At 47.1% G+C, this 22,974-nt stretch carries 16 protein-coding genes; 12 read left to right on the top strand and 4 right to left on the bottom strand.

Features of this window, described 5'->3' with window-relative positions:
• The first annotated feature begins 45 nt into the window (after positions 1–45).
• Genes AT705_RS17155 through AT705_RS17165 form a run of 3 tightly spaced genes read left to right on the top strand, consistent with a single transcriptional unit; the run spans position 46 to position 2,855 of the window.
• Positions 46–882 (top strand): MipA/OmpV family protein, encoded by an 837-nt coding sequence (locus tag AT705_RS17155; RefSeq protein ID WP_058797492.1) that lies wholly within the window; start codon positions 46–48, stop codon positions 880–882.
• Positions 883–904: 22 nt separating this feature from the next.
• Positions 905–1,579: a response regulator transcription factor gene (locus AT705_RS17160; protein WP_058797493.1), complete on the top strand. Its 675-nt coding sequence runs from the start codon at positions 905–907 to the stop codon at positions 1,577–1,579.
• Positions 1,566–2,855 carry a sensor histidine kinase gene (locus tag AT705_RS17165; RefSeq protein WP_167551994.1) on the top strand — a complete coding sequence of 430 codons (1,290 nt, stop codon included), beginning with the start codon at positions 1,566–1,568 and terminating at the stop codon, positions 2,853–2,855. The genes AT705_RS17160 and AT705_RS17165 overlap by 14 nt, the downstream gene beginning before the upstream one ends.
• A 327-nt stretch (positions 2,856–3,182) precedes the next feature.
• On the opposite strand, the gene AT705_RS17175 is transcribed toward AT705_RS17165, so the two are convergent.
• Positions 3,183–3,638, bottom strand: coding sequence for a hypothetical protein (locus AT705_RS17175; RefSeq protein WP_058797496.1), 456 nt, complete (start codon positions 3,636–3,638; stop codon positions 3,183–3,185).
• Between the two features lie 683 nt (positions 3,639–4,321).
• On the opposite strand from AT705_RS17175, the gene AT705_RS17180 reads away from it, so the two are divergent.
• Together AT705_RS17180 and AT705_RS17190 are read left to right on the top strand one after the other, a co-directional pair.
• Positions 4,322–5,899, top strand: coding sequence for a S8 family serine peptidase (locus AT705_RS17180; RefSeq protein WP_058797497.1), 1,578 nt, complete (start codon positions 4,322–4,324; stop codon positions 5,897–5,899).
• Positions 5,900–6,618: 719 nt separating this feature from the next.
• Positions 6,619–7,431: an arylamine N-acetyltransferase family protein gene (locus tag AT705_RS17190; RefSeq protein ID WP_058797499.1), complete on the top strand. Its 813-nt coding sequence runs from the start codon at positions 6,619–6,621 to the stop codon at positions 7,429–7,431.
• A gap of 182 nt (positions 7,432–7,613) precedes the next feature.
• Here the strand turns inward: AT705_RS17190 and AT705_RS17195 are convergent, their stop codons facing one another.
• Entirely contained in the window at positions 7,614–8,108 is a 495-nt protein-coding gene (locus AT705_RS17195) for a MarR family winged helix-turn-helix transcriptional regulator (RefSeq protein WP_058797500.1), read from the bottom strand.
• Positions 8,109–8,358: 250 nt separating this feature from the next.
• Here AT705_RS17195 and AT705_RS17200 point away from each other — a divergent pair, with 250 nt between their 5' ends.
• The 7 genes from AT705_RS17200 (at position 8,359) to AT705_RS17230 (ending at position 20,005) form a co-directional block, all read left to right on the top strand.
• Positions 8,359–12,234: an amino acid adenylation domain-containing protein gene (locus AT705_RS17200; RefSeq protein ID WP_058797501.1), complete on the top strand. Its 3,876-nt coding sequence runs from the start codon at positions 8,359–8,361 to the stop codon at positions 12,232–12,234.
• A 20-nt stretch (positions 12,235–12,254) separates the two neighbouring features.
• Positions 12,255–12,479, top strand: a complete 225-nt coding sequence (locus AT705_RS17205; RefSeq protein WP_010386797.1) for an indigoidine synthase IndC — start codon at positions 12,255–12,257, stop codon at positions 12,477–12,479.
• Positions 12,480–12,507: 28 nt separating this feature from the next.
• On the top strand, positions 12,508–13,455 hold the full coding sequence (locus AT705_RS17210) for a pseudouridine-5'-phosphate glycosidase (protein ID WP_010386798.1): 948 nt from the start codon (positions 12,508–12,510) through the stop codon (positions 13,453–13,455).
• Positions 13,456–13,599: 144 nt separating this feature from the next.
• Complete coding sequence (locus AT705_RS17215) at positions 13,600–14,721, top strand: efflux RND transporter periplasmic adaptor subunit (protein ID WP_058797502.1); 1,122 nt, start codon at positions 13,600–13,602, stop codon at positions 14,719–14,721.
• Positions 14,718–17,807 (top strand): efflux RND transporter permease subunit, encoded by a 3,090-nt coding sequence (locus AT705_RS17220; protein WP_058797503.1) that lies wholly within the window; start codon positions 14,718–14,720, stop codon positions 17,805–17,807. The genes AT705_RS17215 and AT705_RS17220 overlap by 4 nt, the downstream gene beginning before the upstream one ends.
• Positions 17,808–18,208: 401 nt before the next feature.
• Positions 18,209–19,411 (top strand): IS4 family transposase, encoded by a 1,203-nt coding sequence (locus AT705_RS17225; RefSeq protein ID WP_058795531.1) that lies wholly within the window; start codon positions 18,209–18,211, stop codon positions 19,409–19,411.
• A gap of 108 nt (positions 19,412–19,519) precedes the next feature.
• Entirely contained in the window at positions 19,520–20,005 is a 486-nt protein-coding gene (locus tag AT705_RS17230; protein WP_058797504.1) for a hypothetical protein, read from the top strand.
• 186 nt (positions 20,006–20,191) lie between these two features.
• Here AT705_RS17230 and AT705_RS17235 read toward each other — a convergent pair whose 3' ends face one another.
• Positions 20,192–21,514, bottom strand: coding sequence for a sensor histidine kinase (locus AT705_RS17235; RefSeq protein WP_058797505.1), 1,323 nt, complete (start codon positions 21,512–21,514; stop codon positions 20,192–20,194).
• Between the two features lie 5 nt (positions 21,515–21,519).
• Complete coding sequence (locus AT705_RS17240) at positions 21,520–22,902, bottom strand: sigma-54-dependent transcriptional regulator (protein WP_058797506.1); 1,383 nt, start codon at positions 22,900–22,902, stop codon at positions 21,520–21,522.
• Positions 22,903–22,974: the final 72 nt, after the last annotated feature.

The raw sequence follows: 22,974 nt of genomic DNA on the forward strand, positions 1-22,974 counted from the left end.
CTGTGTCACCGTGGCCAGTAACTGTATTAGAGGGATGACTGACCAATGAAACACCACGCTATTTTAATATTATCTGCTTTGTATACTTTACCTGTATTGGCAAACTCAGAACCCGAAGTGATGTCTATGCCACTCGACATCGCCGGACCTGTCGCTGTATTTGAGCCGCCAGCGGGCTGGCGATATGCCCTTGGACTTGGCATTGAATCTGAACCTGAATATCACGGCTCGGGCGAGACAGCGACAGAGGCCGACCCCTATATTGAAGTTGCATATCGCGCCGAACGTTGGGAGTTTCAATCCAACCTGATGAGCAACGCGGTGTTCTATCAAATTAAGCCAGGTCTAACATTGCGTGGTTGGCTCAACATTGAAGAGGGGCGAGAGCAAAACGAAGCCAGCGACAAGAGTTTAGATGGACTCGGAGATATTGATGAAATGATGGAGTGGGGCCTGGGTGTTGCATGGCAAATTCATGGGCCACTGACCCTGGGCGTGTTTGCGCAAACTTATACAGGGGGAGACCCCAAAAAGGGCAGTGTGGGGTTTGTGACAATCCACTACCGAATTGTGAATGAGTCTGATTTAAAGCTCGAGCTGGGCGCTGATATCAGTTTTGCAAACAGTGACCACATGCAAACTGAGTTTGGTATCACGGCTGTGCAGGCCAGGGAGAGTGTTTATTCTTCTTATCAGCTCGGTGGAGGAGTAAAGTCTTATGGGATAAGTACAAATGGGGTATACGCGTTTAATAAAAGCTGGTTATTATCGTTTGCAGTGGATTATGAGGTATATGCCTCAAAAGTGGCAGACAGTCCATTAGTGAAAGCGGGCAGTGACAGTGAAGTTGAGGCCAGCCTTGGCCTGATCTATCGCTTTTAATTGAGAACAGAGGTGTAATGCGGTGTTGCGAATATTAATAGCAGAAGATCATCTGGATATTGCAGAGAATATCGGAGATTATTTAACAGCCAAAGGCCATCAGGTGGACTTTGCCTATGATGGGACAATGGCTGTGAGTTTGGCTCAGACGCAAACGTTTGACGCGATTGTGATGGACATTATGATGCCTAAACTGGACGGGTTAAAAGCCACGGCTCAGATACGCCAGGGGCAGCAGGCACAGGTGCCTATTTTAATGCTGACAGCAAAAGATCGACTGGATGATAAGCTGAGCGGGTTTGATTGCGGGGCGGATGATTATATTCTTAAGCCCTTCGCCATTGCTGAGTTGTATGCCAGGCTGCTTGCCCATACCCGTAAGGCACAAAATGGCTACCATTCAGTGGTGGCCGTTAACGGCCTGGAGTTAGATCAGCAGAACAAAACGGCACGTTTCAATGGCCTGCCACTGAAGTTAAACCCAACCACCTTTAAGATTCTGACTTTATTATGTAAAAACCATCCAAACCTGGTGGATAAAGCAGAGCTGGAGTTTCAACTATGGGGCGATCTGCTGCCAGAGAACGATGTGCTGAGAAGTCATATTTATAATCTGAGAAAGTCGTTAGCAGGTTGTGCGGACCACTTTAAGATCCAGTCAAAACATGGTCAGGGGTATCAGCTTGTTTTTATCTGATTGTCAGTCAAAGCTGGCGCGCTTTGCCCGTACCCTAAGCCTGAGTCAGCGTGTAAAAGCGACGTTTATCGCCAGCTTTAGTGTATTTTGCTTGCTGAGCTTATTGGTGATATTTGCCGCAACCAAAGGCACGGAAGACTATATTTTTGAAAAGCAGCTGAGCCGGGTTGTGACTCAGTTTAGTCAAAACTATGCACAGAGACATACGTTTTTATTTCCTGAAGGGATAGTGGCCTATGCCCGGTTTGCGGATGTTCCACCATTGCTGGCAGAGTATATAGGCAGCACCACTCCTGGGGTGTTTGAGCTGGCGCACCCCGGCGAGCAAGACTTTCATTATGCGGTTGCCCGAATGCCGGACAACACCTTGTATTACTTCATTTATGATGTCAATGAGGTGGAAATATCCGAAAACCTCGAGCGGATGATGATGCAGATTATCTTTTCCAGCTTTACGTTGTTTATCTTGCTGTTTTTTGTGATTTTTCATCTTGTGTTGAAGCGCTCGCTTGCGCCGATGTTTACGTTGATAGAGCAGGTTAAAAAAAGTGACGGGTCGTCGGATGCACGATTTATCAATGAATACAAATATGAAGATGATGAAATTGGTCTGTTGAATAAAACACTGGCTGATTATGCGCAACGTATTGAAGCGTTTGTTCAGCGGGAGCGCGAGTTTACCAGTTTTGCCAGTCATGAATTACGCACCCCAGTGACGGTGATCAAAGGCGCCAATGAGCTGCTAAAACTGTACAGTGAAAGGGAACCTGCGCTGGCAAAACCTCTGGCGCGGCTGGAGCGTGCAGTTAATAGTATGGAAGACATGATCACCGTACTGCTTGAATTGGCAAGAGAAGATAAAACGGGGCAAGCGGCGCAGGCTAAGTTGGCTACAGTAGTTGAAGAAGTCTTATTAGCGTTTCAGTGCCAGGCGGATAAAAATGGCAAAACGTTGTTTCTGATCGCATCGTCGCCAAATAGCCAGAGCATTACACGCGTGAATGGACTGATTGTGATTGGCAATCTGGTCAGGAATGCCATTCAGCACTCAACAGAGGCGGACATAGAGCTGTGTGTAACAGACAGCACTTTTAGCGTGAGTAATACATTACAACCCGAACAATCGGCACATGTCAGCGAGTTTTTCTCTGGCACAGAGCAAGGGTATGGGCTTGGGAAAATCATTGTTGAACGGGTTTGTCGCCAACAAAATTGGCAATACACGCAACGCATAGAGGGGAGTCAGATCTGTGTCACAATCGACTTTTCCGGGTAAACCTAAGGTGAAACAGGGTATAAGCCTGTGCCTGTTTATTTGTCCCATTTCTCCATGATTTTAATAAAAAGGTAAAGGACTACAAACACAAACAGCGCAATTTCCAATGCCAGTATGCCCGTGTTGCCACCTGAGATTGCGCGAAGAAAGTCGCCACACTCGCCCCTACACTGGCCGGTTCGCCAGGCCCTGGCGTTGCCCGAATTTAGCAAAAGTATGAAGAAGAATAGATATTTCATTGAATTAACGCCTGTAAAGACAATCAGTCCCTTATTATGTCAGGTCATCTGGGGCTGACCACACCTGCTATGAACCTGCTAACACTTATCATTGCATCAACCTGTCTGCCAAAAACTTAATATGTTGAACCTGGACGCCGTCCTCTTCAGTGTGTACCAGAATAACCCTGGCATGCGCAGGACCCGTACTGAACTGTAATGAGAGCAGATAAACCGCGGTCGTTGTCGTGTTGCCCGTAAAAGACGTTCTGGCACTCATGTTTTCAAGCTGTATCGCGTCAATATGCTCAAGTTTACCCAGAGCCGAGACTTTCTCTATGTACATTTGCCATTGTTCCGGGGTTGCGGATGATACGGCTTGTTCAATCATAAGGCCCTGAATAAAATCAAGATCCCAGTTCGTGACGCGTGGCATTTGTTGTTCTAAAAAGGGAATAAAGGTCTCTTCCGGATCTGCTTTGTTTAAACCTGTAATAACGGCAATCCCGATAAAGAAGACAAAAATGCTAGTAATCCCAATACCCAAAATCTTTAGTACTTTCATGTGGTGACTGCCTGTAAACCAAAACAAGTGATTGCAAAGTCAGGGAAAATTGCAGGTCCTGCTTACGCAATTTATATTAAGCTCCCAGTTTATCACCAGGTACAGCTTGAGTGTACTGTAAAAATATAAGCTATGTGCCAGGTAACGATGAACGCTGCACGGGTTTCGGAGCCAGTGAGTTTGTGGTTAAGGTGGTCAGGGGAAGCTGAGCGATAGTCGTATCTACTCCAAATGCAATACAGCACCAGGTTTACTGAGTGTTGTGCCGGATTATGTGGACAAGTTGGTTTATTACTGGCATTTTTCTCGCTGAATAATATTCATCACGAGCGTAACATTTTTCATTTTTGCGCGACCTGTATTGTTATACCCCTTCAGTTTCCCTCAAGTGGATATACACAAATTTAAAAAATTTTACATTAAATATCAATCTTTATGTCATTTTTAACAGTCTGCTGGATGAAATATTATAACGGTTTTTTCGAATGTATGTTGCACCTGGACCGTTCCAGTTGCTACCTTTGTTAACAGTTTTACAACACAGTACTGACATGTTTATCGCAGTAAGTGACCTTGTTGTTTTGGTACAAGTAGTTAAACCACTTGTTTGTCCGGTGTCTATGGGCGGTTGTTTAAGTGCATTGTCAGTTAGAAAAAGAGTAACAATACAACAAGGAGAAGACATGAGTATCACGCGTTTTAAACTATCAACCCTATCCACCCTAATGCTTACTGCAATGAGCTTGCCTGCGTTAGCACAAGAGCCTGTTTTTCAGGGGCATACAGAAGAAGCAAAACTACAAAGCAAGTCTAAAAAGAGCGCCAGCAATCGCTACATAGTACGCTTTAAAGAGACATTGTCTGGCGGCAAAAACAGTTTCAATAATTATATTGCACTCAACTATCTGTTTACTGCGGGCGCAGAGCCACTGTTTGCACTCAATGGTCAGCAAGCGATGGTGGCAGAGCTGGATGAGTACAGTCTGGAGACACTGCGGGGCTTTTCGTCCGTTGACTCAATCGAAATAGACCCTAAGCGTTATGTATTACCTTTAGCCAAGTCCGCGAATCAAATCGTACCGTTTGCACAGAGCACACCGTATGGGATCACTATGGTGCAGGGTCACCTATTGCCTCAGTCCAATACTTCTGCAAGAAAAGTCTGCGTCATTGATACAGGCTACAATCTTGGCCACCCTGATTTACCTTATGGTAACGTTAGCGGGGTTGCAAACAACAGTGCGGTGGGTCGTTGGAATAATGACGGCAACGGCCATGGTACACACGTTGCGGGCACCATCGCGGCAGAGGATAACAGTCAGGGCGTGGTAGGTGTGTATCCCGGTGTGGATCTGCACATTGTCAAAATTTTCGATGACAACGGACAGTGGACTTATGCCTCGAACCTAGTGAATGCAATCCAGCAGTGTAAGGATGGTGGTGCACAGGTTGTGAATATGAGCCTGGGTGGTGGTAATTACTCCAACAGTGAAAATACTGCGATGCAGAATTTTGTTGATGGGGGCATGATACTAGTCGCTGCTGCTGGTAACGATGGTAACAGCTCTAAATCTTACCCGGCTTCTTACAACTCGGTTATTTCTGTGGCATCTGTCACGTCGAGTGAAAGTCGTTCGTCGTTTTCTCAGTACAATGATCAGGTTGAGCTTGCGGGTCCCGGTTCCAGTGTAAACTCTACTTACCCGACGAATACTTATCGGAGTTTGAGTGGTACATCCATGGCCTCACCTCATGTAGCTGGTGTAGCGGCGTTGGTATGGAGCCACAACGGTCAGTGTAATAACCAGCAGATCCGGGCTGCCCTGAACGCAACTGCCAAAGACAAGGGCGCTGCGGGTCGTGATAATTATTATGGCCATGGTATCGTCCAGGCCAAAGCTGCATCAGATTATATTGCAGCCAATGGTTGTCAGGGAGGCGGCGATCCGGGGGGGGTAACACCAGTGGATGGTTCATTACCAAATCTACAGGGCAACCAGAATGGCTGGACGCACTACACCTGGGAAATTCCGCAAGGCGTTAAAGAGATGGCTCTGACTATCACCGGTGGTACCGGAGACGCCGATCTGTATGTAAGATACAATGCTCAACCCGATGCAAATAATTACACCTGTCGTCCCTGGAAGAATGGCAATGAAGAACAGTGTTTATTTACTAACCCAAGCTCGGGTGTATGGCACATCAGCCTCTATGGCTACAGTAGCTACAGCGGTGTGACGTTGAATTATTCTTATAAATAATCGGCTATTAGGCCTAGTTTACCTATAAAAATCCAAGGCGCTCATTGAGCGCCTTTTTACAAGCTCAGATTATCGAATCTAAAGGAATCCCGGCAAGTTGACGTTGCCTATGTTAGTGCCACTATAAAGAGGCAAGTTTGATGATTCAGGGTTTTATTCTTCATGTATTTTTTATCACGTGCAAAATGGCTGTTCTACTGCAATCGCATTAGAGGGAGTATGTCTACAGTGCGTGGCTGGTGGCAAATGTAACACCTAAATGTGTACCACTAACGTGCTCACATAGTGAAGTGGGTGTGGAATAAAAAGAAGGACTGATTAGAGGTCGTGTCTTTAATTAGTCTTGAACAATCATCATCCTTATTTTGGCTATAATAACCCTTTTAGGTACAATCGACATTCAGGGCAATAATCAGTACTTTTATAGTGATTGAAGTGTGATTTATATCAAGTGATTGGCTGGTTCATTAAAAAAAGTATCGCGATGAGCAGACAGTTACCGTGAAAGCGTTCAAAATTCTGTGTTAGCAGGAAGTGATAGGTCACCTGGGGTGTTGACGTTGTCCAGGATAACCGTGTGTAGGGTGAGATAACTCAGGTAAAATCCAGGCAGAGTCTCTTTTTCGCGACTGCTGGCAAAAAATTTGGTTTGTTTTCTTGACCTTAACTTAAGTTGAGGTTCTAGCCTTAAGTTAATCTCAAAGAAAAGGAAAATGATCATGATGATTCAAGATTATATTAAATCGCTTCAGTTGACTCAGCAGCATGCCTGTTTGGCACAGCTCAAGGAAATCCAGGAAAAACATCTTGAAATGTATAGCTTTTCAAGCATCAGTGCACTGGGCGCAGAGATAATATCGCTTCAGGAGGAAGCCTTGCTGGATCGTCTGGTACTCCGGAAAAAGGGAGGCTACTGCTTTGAGCAGAATAAACTGGCTTACCTGGCACTGGAGCATTTGGGCTATGAGGTTCAGCCATTGCTGGCCAAGGTACTGTTAAATGGCAAGGAAGACAATGCCAGAACGCACCGGGTTACTTTGGTGAAAATCGGGGATGAAAGTTACTTATTTGATGTGGGTTTTGGCTCAAAATCACCAAAAGAGCCATTGTGTATTTCTCAGTCCGGCACCATCGAGGTCGGAAACTATCATTACAAAATAACCCGCACAGGGTCAGATGTGCGTATTGAGCTGTTACAGCCTGAGCAGATCAGCCTTTATAGTGTGTCGTTGGTTCCCGTAACGGAGAAAGACTTTGATGTGGTGCATTTTTACAGCCACCAGCATCCTGAGTCTAATTTTGTGAATAATCTTGTACTTTCACGGGTGACGGGCGGACAACGCTTTACCTTACGCAACTTGCTTTACAGGGAGCTGCACGAAGTAAGTCAATTCAGTACCGTCATCGAAGTCACGTCAGCACAGCAGTTGTTGTCTCTGATGCGGCAAAAGTTTTTGCTGAATGTTTGCACTTCTGAAGCTGAACGTCTATTTGCTCGCGCACAGAAAAGCATGAGAATGCAAAGCGCATAACTTATTGAATGGCCATCGCAGCGTATAGGGTTTAACTACGCCGCTGTGATGGCAGACTTTTTTGAGAGATTGGGCACGGGTAATGCGTCTACCAAGCCATTACCACAGCCAAAAAAAGAGGTAACGTTTAACGTTACCTCTTTTTTATTTGTTTCCGGATAGCGCCATCATGCGCAACCCGATTAGTGATGTAAATTGACAAGCAGTTTCTTTAACAGGTTTGCCAGCTGCTGTTTTTCGTCCTCTTCAAGTGGTGATAGCAAGTAATGCCCTTTGGCAACGTGCTCTGTGACCACTTCATTGATCAGCTCCAGCCCTTGTTCTGTCAAACTGACCATGACTCCACGGCGATCATTAGGATCCGGGTTACGTTTAACTAAATCCTTTGCTTCAAGCTTATCAATGCGGTTGGTCATGGAACCAGAGGTCAGCATTAATGTCTGTAATAACTGGTTAGGCGTTAGTGTGTAAGGTTCGCCTGAGCGACGCAATGTTGCCAGTACATCGAACTCACCCCCATTTAGGCCAAACCGGCTGAATACACCATGCAGCTCTTTGCTGAATATAGCATCCGTTCTGACCAGGCGGCCCATTATGGCCATAGGTGAGGGATCGATATCGGGCCTTTCTTTCTCCCATTGAGCAATTACGGTGTCTACTAAATCATGTTTCTGCATAAAAACTACTTCTCTGTTTTCTTTGATGCGTTAAAGATACTTCAAAACAAACTTTGTGGCAAGAGTTATCACATCAAATATCTTCACAAAAAGTATGTTGACATTAAGATATATTTATTTATCTTAGTATGGAACTTGTTGCATAGGATTTAGCTACTAGGCTTTAAAGCTAAAGTTGGGAAGTGGCATCAAGTGGATTTGTGAAGACTTAGAAACTTAGATGAACGAAATTTAATTAAGGGATTTAAAAATGAACTTACTAAACTCACCGAACACGCATCAGTCAGCCTGTGGTGTTGCGCTTGCTGAAGCTGAAATAAAAGCAATAAATCTAATTGAATTAATGCGTCATCAGGTTGCAACACAACCTGAAGCGACCGCCGTTGTTGGTCATCATGAGAGCATGACTTTTGCGCAGCTGGATCTGCGAGCACAGCAGATTGCTGCGACATTACAGCAACTTAATGCTAAACCAGACGACTATATAGGCCTATTTGTTGAGCCTTCTGACGACTTGGTAGTCGGCGTGTGGGGCAGCTTATATGCCGGGTGTGGTTATTTACCTCTGTCACCTGAATACCCTGATAAGCGGGTATTACACATGATCACTGACTCAAAAACTCAGTTGATATTGACACAATCACACCTGAAAGAAAAAATCATCTCGCTTGTTGGGCCTTCTGTTACGGTCATTTGCCTGGAAGAGCTGAGTAATGAACAGACATACTGTGCAGAGGTTGCCCCTGAAAATCTGGCTTACATGATTTATACCTCGGGCAGCACCGGAACTCCGAAAGGCGTCATGATTGAGCACGGAAATATCGTTAATCAGATGCGTTGGCTACGTCAGCAGTTTGGATTTGATAACAGCACACGCATTATTCAGAAAACGCCATTTAGCTTCGATGCGGCACAATGGGAAATCCTGGCGTGTGCTATGGGTGCCTGTGTCGTGGCGAGTGAGCCAGGCATGTATCGTGACCCGATGGCATTGATTGACGCCATGATTGAAAACGAAGTCACTGTTTTGCAGTGTGTGCCCACCTTGTTGCAGGCTCTGCTGGACACCCCAGGGATCCAGCTTTGTAGCTCACTACAGCACGTCTTTAGTGGTGGTGAAACCCTGACAAAACAACTGGCAGCGCAGTTTTTTGAAGAGCTTCCGGGCCTTAAGTTAACCAACCTGTATGGCCCCACTGAGTGCACCATCAACTCATCCAGTTATACGGTGACTCAAAGTACACTGGAGCAGGACTTTGAGGCCATTTCAATTGGTCAGGCCGTTGCAAATACGCACTATTATGTGCTGGATGATGAACTACAACCGGTTGCAGCCGGCGAATCCGGTGAGTTGTACATCAGTGGTGCGCAGATCGCTCGTGGTTACTTTGACAGAGCTGATATCACCAAAGAGCGTTTTATCTCTAACCCGCACTCTGATGAGCCGCAGCACAGCGTGCTTTATCGAAGTGGGGATGTTGTTAAGCTCGATGATCAGGGTAATGCACACTTCCTGGGTCGCGTTGACAATCAGGTCAAACTGCGTGGTTATCGGGTTGAGCTGGATGAGATCCGTCTGGCGATAGAAAAGCACGACTGGGTTAAAAACGCTGCTATGGTAATTAAAAATGATGAGCGAACCGGATTTCAGAACCTGATTGCCTGTATTGAGCTGAACAAACGTGAAGCCGCAGTGATGGATCAGGGCAATCACGGTGAGCACCATCAGTCGAAGAAAAACAAACTTCAGGTAAAAGCGCAGCTCTCTAATGCGGGTTTCCGCTCAGAGGCGGTACTCAAAGATGAGCCATCTTTTGAATTACCAAATAAACAACCAACACAAGGTCAGTCAGAAACGGTGTTTGCACGTAAAACCTATCGTTTCTTCGAAGGGGGAGAGCTGACGCAGCAGGACATCGTTGATTTACTCGCAGCACCAGAGCGTGCAGGTAAGAGTGTCGATGTGGCCCAGTTAAGCTATGGGCAGTTTGGCCAGATCATGCGCTACTTTGGTCAATTCAAAAGTGAAGAGCGTTTGTTACCTAAATATGGTTATGCGTCACCAGGCGCGCTATACGCAACTCAGTTATTTGTTGAAATACATCAGCTTTTTGATCTGGATGCCGGTATTTACTACTACCAGCCAGAGCAACACACACTGCATTTAGTACGCCCGGTTGCCGAGCACAGTGAAGCCCAGCTGAAAGTTCACTTCTTGGGTAAACAACAGGCAATCGAGCCGGTGTACAAAAACAACATTCTGGAAGTGTTGGAAATGGAAACTGGACACATGCTGGGGCTGTTTGATCAGGTATTGCCTTTATTTGGGCTGGCTGTTGGCAAAGGGGAATTCACTGAGTCACTGCAAGAATACCTCGCGGTTGAGCACGATGATCAATACCTGGGCAGTTATGAGATTACCCCGGCGGCGCAAGGCGTGCCATTGCAAGAAGTCGAGTCAATCGTGCAGATCCAGGGTGTTGAGGGTCTGGAGAATGGCCAGTATTCGCTGCAAGGCGGTGAATTTGTGCCCCTGTCTGAAAAACTCATAGAGAAGAAAAGCGTCATCGCGATTAATCAGCAGGTCTATGAGCGTTCCAGCTTTGGTGTATCTATGCTCAGCCACACGACTGAAGCATGGCGACACTATGTCGACCTTGGCCGACGCTTGCAACAATTGCAAATGAACAAACTGAACATTGGTTTGATGTCATCCGGTTACAGCTCGAAAAGTGGGAATAACCTGCCATCAGCGGATCGCTTCGGCATTATCCTGGCTGAGCAAGGCAAAGAGATGAAGCCATTCTACTTCTGTATCGGCGGTAAGGTGTCTGACGAACAAATGCGCAGCGAAGGGATGAAAGAAGATGCCATTCACATGCGTGGTCCGGTAGAAATCTTAAAAGATGACCTGCAAAGTCGCTTACCGACTTACATGGTACCGAATCAAATCGTGGCGTTCGATGCATTCCCGCAAACTGCCAACGGCAAAGTGGATTATATCGCCTTACGTGACAACGAGAAGCTGTCGCAACTGGGTAATGACGTGCCTTATATTGAGCCACGTAACCCACTTGAAGAGCACATTGCAGAAATCTGGAAGCAAACACTGAAGTGGGATAAAGCGTCAGTTAAAGACAACTTCTTCGAAAGCGGCGGTAACTCACTGACAGCGGTGACCTTACTTAACCGAATAAATAAGGAGCTCAGTCTTAACCTGCCTATGCAGACGTTGTTCCAGGCCCCCAGTATTGAGGATTTGGCTCAGCATATTCAGGAAAGTGATCATGACACAGACAATCGACTGATTTCATTAAATAATTCATCAAAAGACAGCAAAGTATTCTGCTGGCCGGGTTTGGGGGGCTATCCGATGAGCCTGAAGCCTCTGGCTGAGAAAGTGGCTGATCAGGCTGAATTCATTGGTGTTCAGGCACATGGTATCAATGAGCAGGAAGTACCGTACCAGACTATCAGTGAGATGGCGCGTGCAGACATTAAATTGCTAAAAGAAGCACAACCTGAAGGTCCTTACACATTATGGGGATATTCATTTGGTGCCAGAGTGGCGTTTGAAGTAGCACACCAGCTTGAGCAGGCAGGGGATGAAGTGAAGGATCTTTACCTGATTGCACCTGGATCGCCGGAGCTGCCGCAGTTTGCCAGCCGGGCACGCGTACCGTGTTTCAGTTCAGGGGCATTTGTCACCATCTTGTACTCGGTGTTCTTCCAGAAGATCAGTGGTCCGGTGCTTGAAAAGTGCCTGGAAGTCGTGACCGACAAAGCCAGCTTTATCGACTTTGTGTGCACCAACCACAGAGCACTCAATCAGGACATGGTGAAACGCATTGTTGATATCGTGGTGCAAACCTACGAATTCAAATACACCTTTAATGAATTGCTGGAGCGTAATGTGAAGGCACCTAAGGTGATATTCAAAGCGCAAGGAGATGATTATTCATTCCTGGAGAACATACCGGGATATGCAGAAGACGAAACTCGCACAATCCACCTGGAGGCAGACCACTATGCCTTGCTTAAGCACCCAGGTGTTGAAGAATTGTTTGACTGTATTGTTGATTACCAGAGCGAAGCAGAAGCCTTTAATCGCTTGCTGACCGCCTAACGCATTTAAGGAGAAAAACCATGCCACATGTAGATATTCATTATTTTGCGTGCCCGGTTTCTGACATAGCGAAAGAAGCCATTGCACAAACCATTACGGCAATTTTGAGCAAAGAGCTCAATTGCGGTGAAGAAGTGATTTCAGTTGCCTTATGCCCTCAAGTACCTGAGGACTGGCAGCAAAACGTATATCAGCCGTTAATTACGGCGCAAAAAGATAAACTGATTAAATTTCCGAATTACTAAATTTACGAATTATGACAAGGACAAAATTATGAACAACTTATCAATCCCATTAGTTATTAAACCCGAAGTTCAAGCGGCCCTGAGACAAGGCAAACCTGTTGTCGCACTGGAGTCTAATGTTATTACACATGGACTGGATTATCCGGATAACCGCCTGACTGCATTAAAAGTTGAAGCCGCGGTGCGCGAATCAGGTGCTGTGCCTGCCACCATTGGTATTGCAGACGGTAAATTCCTGATAGGCATGAACGAGGAAGAAATTGAGCTGTTCGCAACAACGGCTAATATTCCTAAAGTAAGTACTCGTGATTTACCTGTGGTACTGGCCAAGAAACAGCTGGGTGCAACCACCGTGGCTTCATCGTTAATCGCGGCAGAGATTGCGGGCATTGACTTCTTCTCTTCGGCAGGGATTGGCGGGGTACACCGTGGTGCACAGGAAACCATGGATATTTCTTCGGATTTAATCCAGTTCACTCAATCGCGTGTTGCAGTGGTGTGTGCCGGTGCCAAGAATATCCTAGATTTGGGCCTGACGCTGGAGTTCCTGGAAACCCATAACGTCCCTGTGATCTCTTATCAGTTTGATGATTTTCCTGCTTTTTACTGTCGTTCAAGTGGCTTTAAAGCACCACAACGTATCGATGATGCTGATTTGCTGGCCGAAATTATTGAAACGCAATGGCGCTTAGATGAAGGACGCAGCGTGGTGATCACAACGCCTACCCGTGAGGAAGATGCGATTGACAGTGAAGAAGTCAATGAAGCGATTAATGATGCTGTTCGTGCCGCTGAGGCCGAAGGTGTGAGCGGTAATGCGGTCACTAAATACATCATGAAAGCCATTGATAAAGTCACTAATGGCCGTTCAGCACAAGCCAATTCCGCGGTTTTGATTAACACGGCACGTGTGGCTGGCTATCTGGCTGTAGCACATGCAAATCAAAAGCAGCGCGAGCACGATAGCGCAGCATAAGGAAATACGCACAAAAGACATTGACAAATTTTTTTGGTCATATATCTTTATATAAAGATTCTTTGCTTAGTGTATCTTTTTGCAAAGTTTGATTCAGGAGCAGCCTTCGGGCTGTTCCCCAAGGTAAAGGAAAAGGAGAAAGTCATGAATATTAAACCCTGGATTTCAACAGCAAGTGTTGTTGCCACTTTGGTAGTAGGCAGTATTGCCCTTAAAGGGCGCATGATCGAAGCACGTAATACCGAGTTTTCAGAGCAATCCGCGACGGTAGAAGCGATGCGTGTAGAGACAGTACCGTATCAGTCATACATAGATATCAGTGGCGTGATTAAAGCACCACAAACCATCAATCTGGTGAATGAGGTATCGGGTAAAATCACTCAGTTGCACTTTAAGTCGGGCGATTTAGTCAAAGCAGGTGAACCCCTGTTAGAGATTGATCATGCAGAGGAGCTGGCACAACTGGCCGCGGCCAGGGCGCGCGTCACGCAGCAGGAAAGCACGCTGGTCCGTTATCGTAACCTGCACGAGCGCAAAAAGTTCAGCGACCAGCAACTGGAAGAAGCCATTACGCAGCTGGCTGAGTTCCGCGCACAGGTCGACTTACTTACAGCGCGTATTGATAAGAAAGTCATCAAGGCACCGTTTACCGCATATGTCGGAATACACGACCTGCAAGTCGGCCAATATTTGGCACCTAACACTGTACTGACCAACATGGTTGGATTGCAGGAGCACATGTGGGTGGATTTCTCGGTACCACAAACGTATCAGGCACTGGCAATCAATACCCCGATTCGCGTTTCTCTGGTTGGTGACAGCGCTACGCCTCAACTGGCTTACGTTGAATCGGTAGAGCCAGGTATGACAGCAGCGTCCAGACAACTTAAATACCGTGCGCGCATCGAGCGTACTGAGCAGCTGAACACGAACCAGCTGGTTAAGATCAGCTTGCCGATAGGCACGAATCAGGAAGTCATTGCTGTTCCTTATCTGGCCATCGTTAAGGACCAACTGGGCGATTATGTTTATCTGTTGGAGAAAGACGAGCAGGGCACACTCAGAGCAACGCGTCAGCAGGTCGAGCTGGGTGAGCGCCTGGGCGACATGGTCATGATCACGGCTGGCCTTGAAGAAGACCGCCTGATCGCCAGCTCGGGTGCATTCAAACTACGCAGCGGTCTGAAAACGTTTGTCTCAGAGCCTCAGCAATCAGAGCAGGCAGTGGCGATGGAAGACACCCAGAAAGAAGGAGTTTCGCTATGAAAAATAAAGCCCACTTTATGGATAGATTTGTAACTATGCCGGTGCTGGCCGTGGTGTTATCTGCCATGATTTGCATCGGTGGGCTATGGTCTGTGTTGAAGATCACCGTCCTGCAATTTCCTAAAATTGAAAGCTCGTCCCTGCTGGTCTCGACCACTTATATTGGCGCATCGGCAGATACAGTAAAAGGGTTTGTGACCGAACCCATAGAGCGTGTAACAGCCACGGTCCCAGGCATTGACTATGTGGAATCGACCACGACGGCTGGGGTCAGCACAGTAACTGCGTATCTGAATCTGAATGAAGACAGCTCTAAGGCGCTGGCGGAGCTGACTGCTCGGCTGGGTCAGGTCAGCTATATGTTGCCGTCAGAATCCGAAGATCCGGTGGTGACTGTACAACGCGCTGACAGACCGCATGCCTTGTTCTATCTGAATATTGAAAATGAAGGCGTGTCGCTTATTCAGCTAACGGATTACTTATCACGTCAGGTTACACCAGTGCTTAATGGCATTGAGGGTGTACAACGTGTCGCGATAGAAGGTAGCCGTACCCCGGCGCTGCGAGTTGACCTGGACTCAGCGAAACTGGATGCATTTGGCCTGAGCGCTGACGAAGTGTACAGCGCACTGGCTGCAAACAACACGATTGCTACCCTGGGCTTTACCGAAACCAGTAAGCAACGCATTGACCTGGTTGCCAACACCCAGCTGAAAGATTTAAATGAATTCAAGCGCATGGTTATCAGACAGTCTAACAACGAAACCATTTATCTGCGTGATGTCGCCACTGTCAGACTGGGCTCTGAGCAGCCCACCATCAGTGCACGTTTAAGCCAGCAAGATACCGTGTATATCTCGGTCTGGCCACTGCCAGGTGCGAACGAAATTGCCATTGGTGACGCCTTATATGCGATGACCGATGAAATCAACGAAACACTGCCTGACGGCATCCGCATTAACTATGCCTACGACGGCACCTTATATATGCGTGACGCACTGAACGAAATCTTTAAGACGCTGGTTGAAACGGTTGTGTTGGTGGGGGCTGTGGTCTTGTTCATGATGGGCTCATTCAGAAGTGCCGCAGTACCGCTGGTGACCATTCCTATTTCAATTCTGGGCGCAGTTGCAGCCATGTATGTGGTTGGTTTCTCAATGAACCTGCTGACGGTACTGGCCATCGTGCTCTCAGTCGGCTTGGTGGTGGATGATGCCATCGTCGTAGTCGAAAACGTTTCGCGTTACATTCGTGAAGGTAAGCCTAAGTTGCAGGCTGCACTGGAAAGTTCCAGACAACTGTTTGTGCCCATTGTTTCGATGACGCTGACACTGGCGATGGTATATCTGCCAATCGGCTTCCTTTCAGGGCTGACCGGGATCTTATTTAAAGAATTTGCTTTTACTCTGGCCATTGCCGTAGTCATTTCCGGATTTGTTGCTGTGACCTTGTCGCCTATCATGAGTGCTTATGTAACGCCTCCGGGTGGCAAAGAAACTAAGCTGACACGCAAAGTAAACGGTGGGTTCGACTGGTTACGTAAAAAGTATAAAACCGTACTGAGTGCTTCATTGAACTGGCGTAATCAAATTCTGCTGGGCGCCATGGTATTAAGCCTGATGGTCGTGCCGTTTTTCACCGGCTCGAAAAAAGAGTTGGCCCCGGTTGAAGATCAAAGCCAGATTTATGTCCTGGTACAGTCTCCGCCTGAGTCATCACTGACTTACAACGAAGACAATATGCATGGTGTGGTTGATACTTTACTGGAAATGCCGGGCACAACGCAGATGTGGCAAAACATCTTCACTAACAGTGCATTTGGTGGGGTAGAGTTTATCAGTGCATCGGAGCGTGACTTCACAACGATGTCACTCATCCCTCAGGTATATGGTCGTCTGGCACAATTACCGGGTATTAATCCGCTGCCAATTTTGCCATCCCCTTTACCGACTGCGGGTCAGTTTGATGTGGAAATGGTGGTTAAATCGTCAGCCAGTTATGAAGAAATGAAACAGTATGCCGATCAGCTGATAGGCAGAGCGTTTGGCAGTGGTCACTTCCTGTATGCAGACACAGACCTGAAAATTGACTTGCCACAAATTGAAGTAACCCTGAAGCGTGAACAAATTGCAGATTTGGGTATGGACCTGGCCCATGTTAGTCGTCAGCTGGGTATCCTGCTTTCGAACAACTATGTGAACCGCTTTGACGCCAGAGGTAAGGCTTACCAGGTCATCCCTGTGGTAGACAGCCAGATTAAAACAGATCCGTCGAAATTGCTGAGCCTGCAAATTAAGGCACACAACGGCACTATGGTTCCTTTATCTGCTATAGCAGAAATCAACTGGACCACGGTACCGCGTCAGCTGAGCAGCTTTGGTCAACAAAATGCGTTTCGTATCTTCGGTGGTGTGCTGCCAAGCTCAACCAAAGAAGCGGCACTAACAGCGCTGGAAGAAGCGGCTAAAGAAGTACTGCCTCCTTCTTACATGATTGACTATGCAGGTGAATCAAGACAGATCAGACAGCAAGGCAACAGCCTGTTGGGTGTCATGGCGGTGTCTTTAGTAATTGTTTATCTGCTACTGAGCATTCAGTTCAACAGCTTCAGAGATCCGCTGGTGGTCCTGCTGGGCAGCGTACCGCTGGCAATGATGGGCGCACTGGCACTGTCTTACTTTGAGCTAACAACGATGAATATTTACTCTCAGATTGGTTTAATTACTTTGATAGGCTTGATTGCGAAAAACGGTATCTTGATTGTGGAATTCGCGAATCATTTACAAGAGGAAGGGCGCAGTAAACTGGATGCTGTGGTTGAATCAGCAGCAACCCGGTTACGTCCTATCCTGATGACTACTGCAGCAACGGTGTTGGGTCACTTCCCATTGATGCTGGTAACCGGAGCAGGTGCTGAGGCACGTAACAGCATAGGTATTATTCTGGTTGCAGGCATGATGGTAGGCACTTTATTTACCTTGTTTGTATTACCTGCCTTCTACGTAAAACTTGCGACGCGTCGCAAGGCACGTAAGGCCAAAGCTAGGGCAACTGCGAAAGCAACACCCGCACTTGCCATGAGCTAATCAGTACACCCAGTAACATGCCGCAGAATTCGGGCTTCTAAGGCCCTAAGTCGCAGCAAAGCGCCAGCATCGCCTGGCGCTTTTTTGCGTAAGGAGTAACGCAAAATCTTGTTCGGGGTGTCATCAGATCACTTTGACTTGGTGAAGTTTGGTTCTGTATAAACACAAACCAGGGGGGATAGATATTGGCAGACAAGTTTTGGAATGGGTGTCTGCTTTTGCTTTTGTGCTATTTGCTATTTTTTCTAAAAATTAAATGGCTTGCAGAGGACGACAGTGTCAAATAGGATGCCCCGGTCTGAGGAATCCCCAGATAATTATATTTCAAATCAATGTGATGGACACGCACGGCATTGTTTGATCTAATTTATTTCGCCAAAAACTAACCAGATAACAACACCATGCGTGATATCACCATCCTACACGATATGCTCCGAAAAAACTGCCCCCAAATTCATGCTCGGCGCCTTGATTCATTAATGCTGGCAACTGAGACTTTGCTCGATAGCAATCAACTCTCACTTACCGAGCTTGGCCGGAATATGAAGGGCCCTGTCGCTGCTAAGCACAATATCAAGCGCATGGACCGGCTGCTTGGCAACACAGCCATGCATAACGACCGACTTGCTATTTACCGCTTCCATGCGCGCCTGATATGTGGCGCTAATCCCATGCCTATTTTGCTGGTCGACTGGGCAGATGTGCGTGAGCAACTGCGGCTGATGACGTTACGTGCTTCCGTCAGCATTCAGGGACGCTCAATGATAGTGTATGAACGTACCTTCACGTTTGCTCAATACAACTCACCTAAGTCCCATCAGCTGTTCCTTGACGAACTTGCCAGCATCCTGCCTGATAAATGTATTCCACTCATCGTGACCGATGCTGGCTATCGAAATACCTGGTTTAGACAGGTCGATAAAAAAGGTTGGTTCTGGCTCGGACGGGTGCGTGGCAAAGTCACTTATCAGCATCAAAACAGTGAAGATTGGCATGTAAATCAGGCTCTTTATCCATCAGCTACTCCCCGTGGTCGTTATATTGGAGAAGTAAAGCTTGGCCGAAAAAGCCCAATTAGCTGCCATCTTCATTTATATAAAGCCAAACAAAAAGGCCGTACTGACAGGCGCTCATCAAAAGCAGGCAGGCATCATACCGCCCAAAAAAGTTATCGAACTGGCAGTAAGGAGCCTTGGCTATTAGCCACTAACCTGCCCGCAGAATTGTTCAAACCCAAACGTGTCGTCTCACTTTACGCCAAACGTATGCAAATCGAAGAAAGCTTTCGAGACCTGAAAAGCCCCCAATACGGGATGGGTCTGCGGCATAGTAAAAGTCGATGCCCCAACCGGCTCGATATATTGTTATTACTCTCTTTGCTGGCGACCATTATTCTCTGGTGGATAGGCCTGTATGCCCAACACTCAAATTGGCAACGAAAGTTCCAGGCAAATACCATCAGAGATCGTGCTGTGCTGTCGACTGTCAGGCTCGGCAAAGAGGTTAGGCGACGAAGCGATTATGTTATGACGGGGAAGCAGCTGCGCTGGGCTATACGTGAATACGTGCGCTTGATACATCTGCTCGGGAGGCCTCAATTATGAGGGGATCCCCCAGTGCCCCGGTATATTGAATAAAATTGGACGCCGAAAAAGAGGCTCCTTCCCACACTCAAATAAATTTAATTGGCAATTATTTAGGAAATGAGACACTTGCTAGAATCATTATCAACATCTGAGTTAACAGGGATCGCAGCTTTGGCTGTAGCCTGTGGCGCTCTAATTATTGCATACCGTCAATATTCGATTTCAAAGACTCAGGCACGGGACATTCACGCGAAGAATCAGTATATGGGTTACTTGAAACTAGCATTTGAACATCCGAAATATGCATTGGCAAGTTATCCAGAAAACTCACCTCGTTACTTCGAATTTTATCGTAATCGAGATGAGTACACTCGATACGAATTTTATGTGTCGAACCTTATATTTGCAGTGGAACAAATTTTGGAGTTGGCAGACTGGAATCAATCTTGGGAAGACACGGTTGTAGATCAGCTAAAATATCATGCAATTTACTTAGATTCTTGTGACTTTCCAGAGGAACACACGGATAAGCGCCTTCTAAGAATGCGAGAAAAAGCTATTGAGCTATATCTCGGGGATGGGGGGAAACTTGATAGAGATTGGGAAAATTAAAGCTAACAAACGCTTAAGCCACAAAGGACGCAAAGCCGATTTGCGTCCTTTTGTCGTTATTTAGCTTGCTCAGCAGCGCCGGTTGAGCGAGGCGTAATAGGGTTGGTATAAAAGATATCTTGAGGTTTATTAGCCTGAACAACGGCACAAATGACGACTGCTCTTGACTTCACTAACACCAGTCCACTATGAATACCCCAGCGCCAGTACTGCGCAGCACCCAGGTTGCGTCTGGCGATTGTGCAAAGACAAACGTCCCTGATGGGCCTCAATGATCTGCTGGCAAAGTACCAGACCAATACCTGAGCCTTGTTGCTTGGTGCTGTAAAAGGGCACGAATAAGTTGTCGGTGTTTTTTATGCCAGTGCCATTGTCGCAAATGGTAATGCGCACTTGCTGATTGATAAGCTGCCAGTCAATCTCTATCTGGCAGTTGACATTGGCTTGCTCTGCGGCATCGCAGGCATTCTTAAACAGGTTGATAAACAGCTGCTCAAATTGTACCGGGTCGACGCAGAGCGACAGGTCATGTGCATTGAGCAGATTGAATTCACACTGTGGAAAGAGCTTCTGGCAATTAGCGATAAGCGCGTGTAGTGAGCAGGTTTTGCGCTCTGGCTCTGGCAGTCGGGCCAGTTGATTATAGCTTTCGATGAACTTACTGAGCTCGCTGGCGCGATGCTGAATAAAGTTTAAGTTCTCGGTGAGTGGTGCCTGAATGGCCGGCTCACAGCGTTTGTTGACAATTTTTACTAAGGTTTGCGAAATAGAGGTGATCGGAGAGAGTGAGTTGTTTATCTCATGGCTCATTACTCTGATCAGCCTTTGCCAGGCGTGGCGCTCTTCGCTACGCAATAAAGAGTGCACATCGGTAATAAACAGCAGTTTATAAGCTTTGCCTTCACTTAGGTATTTTTCTGCATGCACATTGTAGCGCTTGGTTTGCAGTGCCACGGGCAGCTCAATTACCTGGCTATGCCCGGACGCCAGTTGGCTGACTGCGGCCAGTGCCTTAGGGAGGGCCTGTTTTGTATGAGTGTCATCCAGTGCGAACAGAGCTTGTGCAGCAGGGTTAGACAGCGCAATGGTCTGCTGGTCGTCAATGGCTAAAATCGCCACATCGATATGCTCAAGTACGGTTTGCACCAGCTGTTGAGATTCCGCTGATTGCCAGCGCTGTGTACTTAAACGTTCGGCAAGCCGATTGATGGCATTAAACAGAGGCGTTAGTTCATTTTCATGGGCGCCTGTGTGTGCTCTGAGTGTGTAGTCACCTTGCGCGAGGGCCTCTACCAAATTGGTTTGGGTGCGCAGCTGGTACACCACTTTTTGTTTGATATACAAGGTACTCCAGGTCAGCACTATCACGCCCAGCAATGCGCACAGCGCCACCAGCCACACCGATATGTCGGTGAGCAACATAGTGATAATGAGTAAAAAGAGCAAAGGTACCGCACTGGCAAGATACAAATAGCAGAGCTGAGATTCGTATGACGCTGACTTAGGCATAAGTGTTATTTACCTGTTTTATTTAAACGCCGGTAAAAGGTACTGCGGCTCAGCCCTAAGGAGTGCGCAGCGGCAACGGCATCCCCCTGAAAGTGCGACATACGGCGTTCCAGGGCTTTTTGCTCTAGCTCTGCAAGGGTCATTAGTGGTTCCTGCTCTGTGCCCTCAGTGAATACGGCGCTCTGGCGTGGCTGCTGCGAAGGTAAATTGAGGTGCGTCACATCAATTTGCTCAGTGGGCGCCAGAATGTGTGCTCGCTCCATCAGGTGAGCCAGCTCTCTGACATTGCCGGGCCAGTGGTATGCTTGCAGGGCACTTTGTGCTTGCGGCGTTAAAACACGCCCCTGTGCCGCGTACTTATCAATTGAGCGTCTCAAAAAGTGCTGCGCCAGCGGCAGGATATCGGCCTGACGTTCTCGCAAAGGTGGAATATGTACCTGCACGGTATTAATGCGATATAGCAGATCTTTTCGAAAACTACCTTCGTGCACGGCGTCGTCCAGGTTGGCATTGGTGGCGGTAATTAAACGAATATTGACTGACTGTGTTTTACTGGCACCGACTTTTTCAAATTGCCTTTCTTCGAGTACGCGCAGAAGCTTGGCTTGCTGAGAGTAGGGGGTATTGGCAATTTCATCTAAAAACAGCGAACCCTCATCGGCCAGCTCAAAGCGGCCAATGCGGTGCGACTTGGCATCGGTAAAAGCGCCTTTTATATGGCCAAACATCTCGCTTTCGAATAAGTTTTCGCTGACTGCGCCCATATTTACACTGATCAGCTGCTCGTCTTTTCGGGGCGATAAATCATGTAAATACCGCGCAAACAGGCTTTTTCCTGTGCCATTTTCTCCCGTCAGCAGCACACTGACATCGCTTTTGGCCACCTGAGACAAAGTCGACAGAACCTGTTTGATGGGCTCGGAATGGGCAATCAGGCCTGATAAAACACCCAGCTCATTTTGTAGCAGCTGATTGTGAACGGCTAATTTTTGGGTGCGTTTATGGGCTTTTGCAAGCTGTAGCTGGGTGCGAATGATCGTCAGTAACCGCTCGTTTTCCCATGGCTTTTGAACAAAGTCATTGGCACCCAGTTGCATCGCTTTAACTGCAATCTCAATACTCCCCCAACCGGTAATGGCAATGATTGGCAAATGTTCATCGTCCGCTCTAATTTGCTCTATCAATGCCAGCCCTTCCTGGGCGGAGGTGGTATCCTGAGTAAAGTTTAAATCCGAGATCAGTAAGCTAACGGTATGCCGCTTGAGTAGTTGTGTTGCCTGATCTGGCGAACTGGCTTGTAAACTGGCGTAGCCTTCTTCCAGCAACAGCAGGCTCAATGCATGCCTGATACCTTCATCGTCATCAAGAATTAAAATTGGGTCGTTCATAAATGTGTGTTATCAACCGCTTAAGTGAACTCAGTGTACAACAAAAGCGCAGCGAATATGTAAAAAGCTGCG

This window comes from Pseudoalteromonas rubra (assembly GCF_001482385.1).
Lineage (GTDB): Bacteria > Pseudomonadota > Gammaproteobacteria > Enterobacterales > Alteromonadaceae > Pseudoalteromonas > Pseudoalteromonas ardens.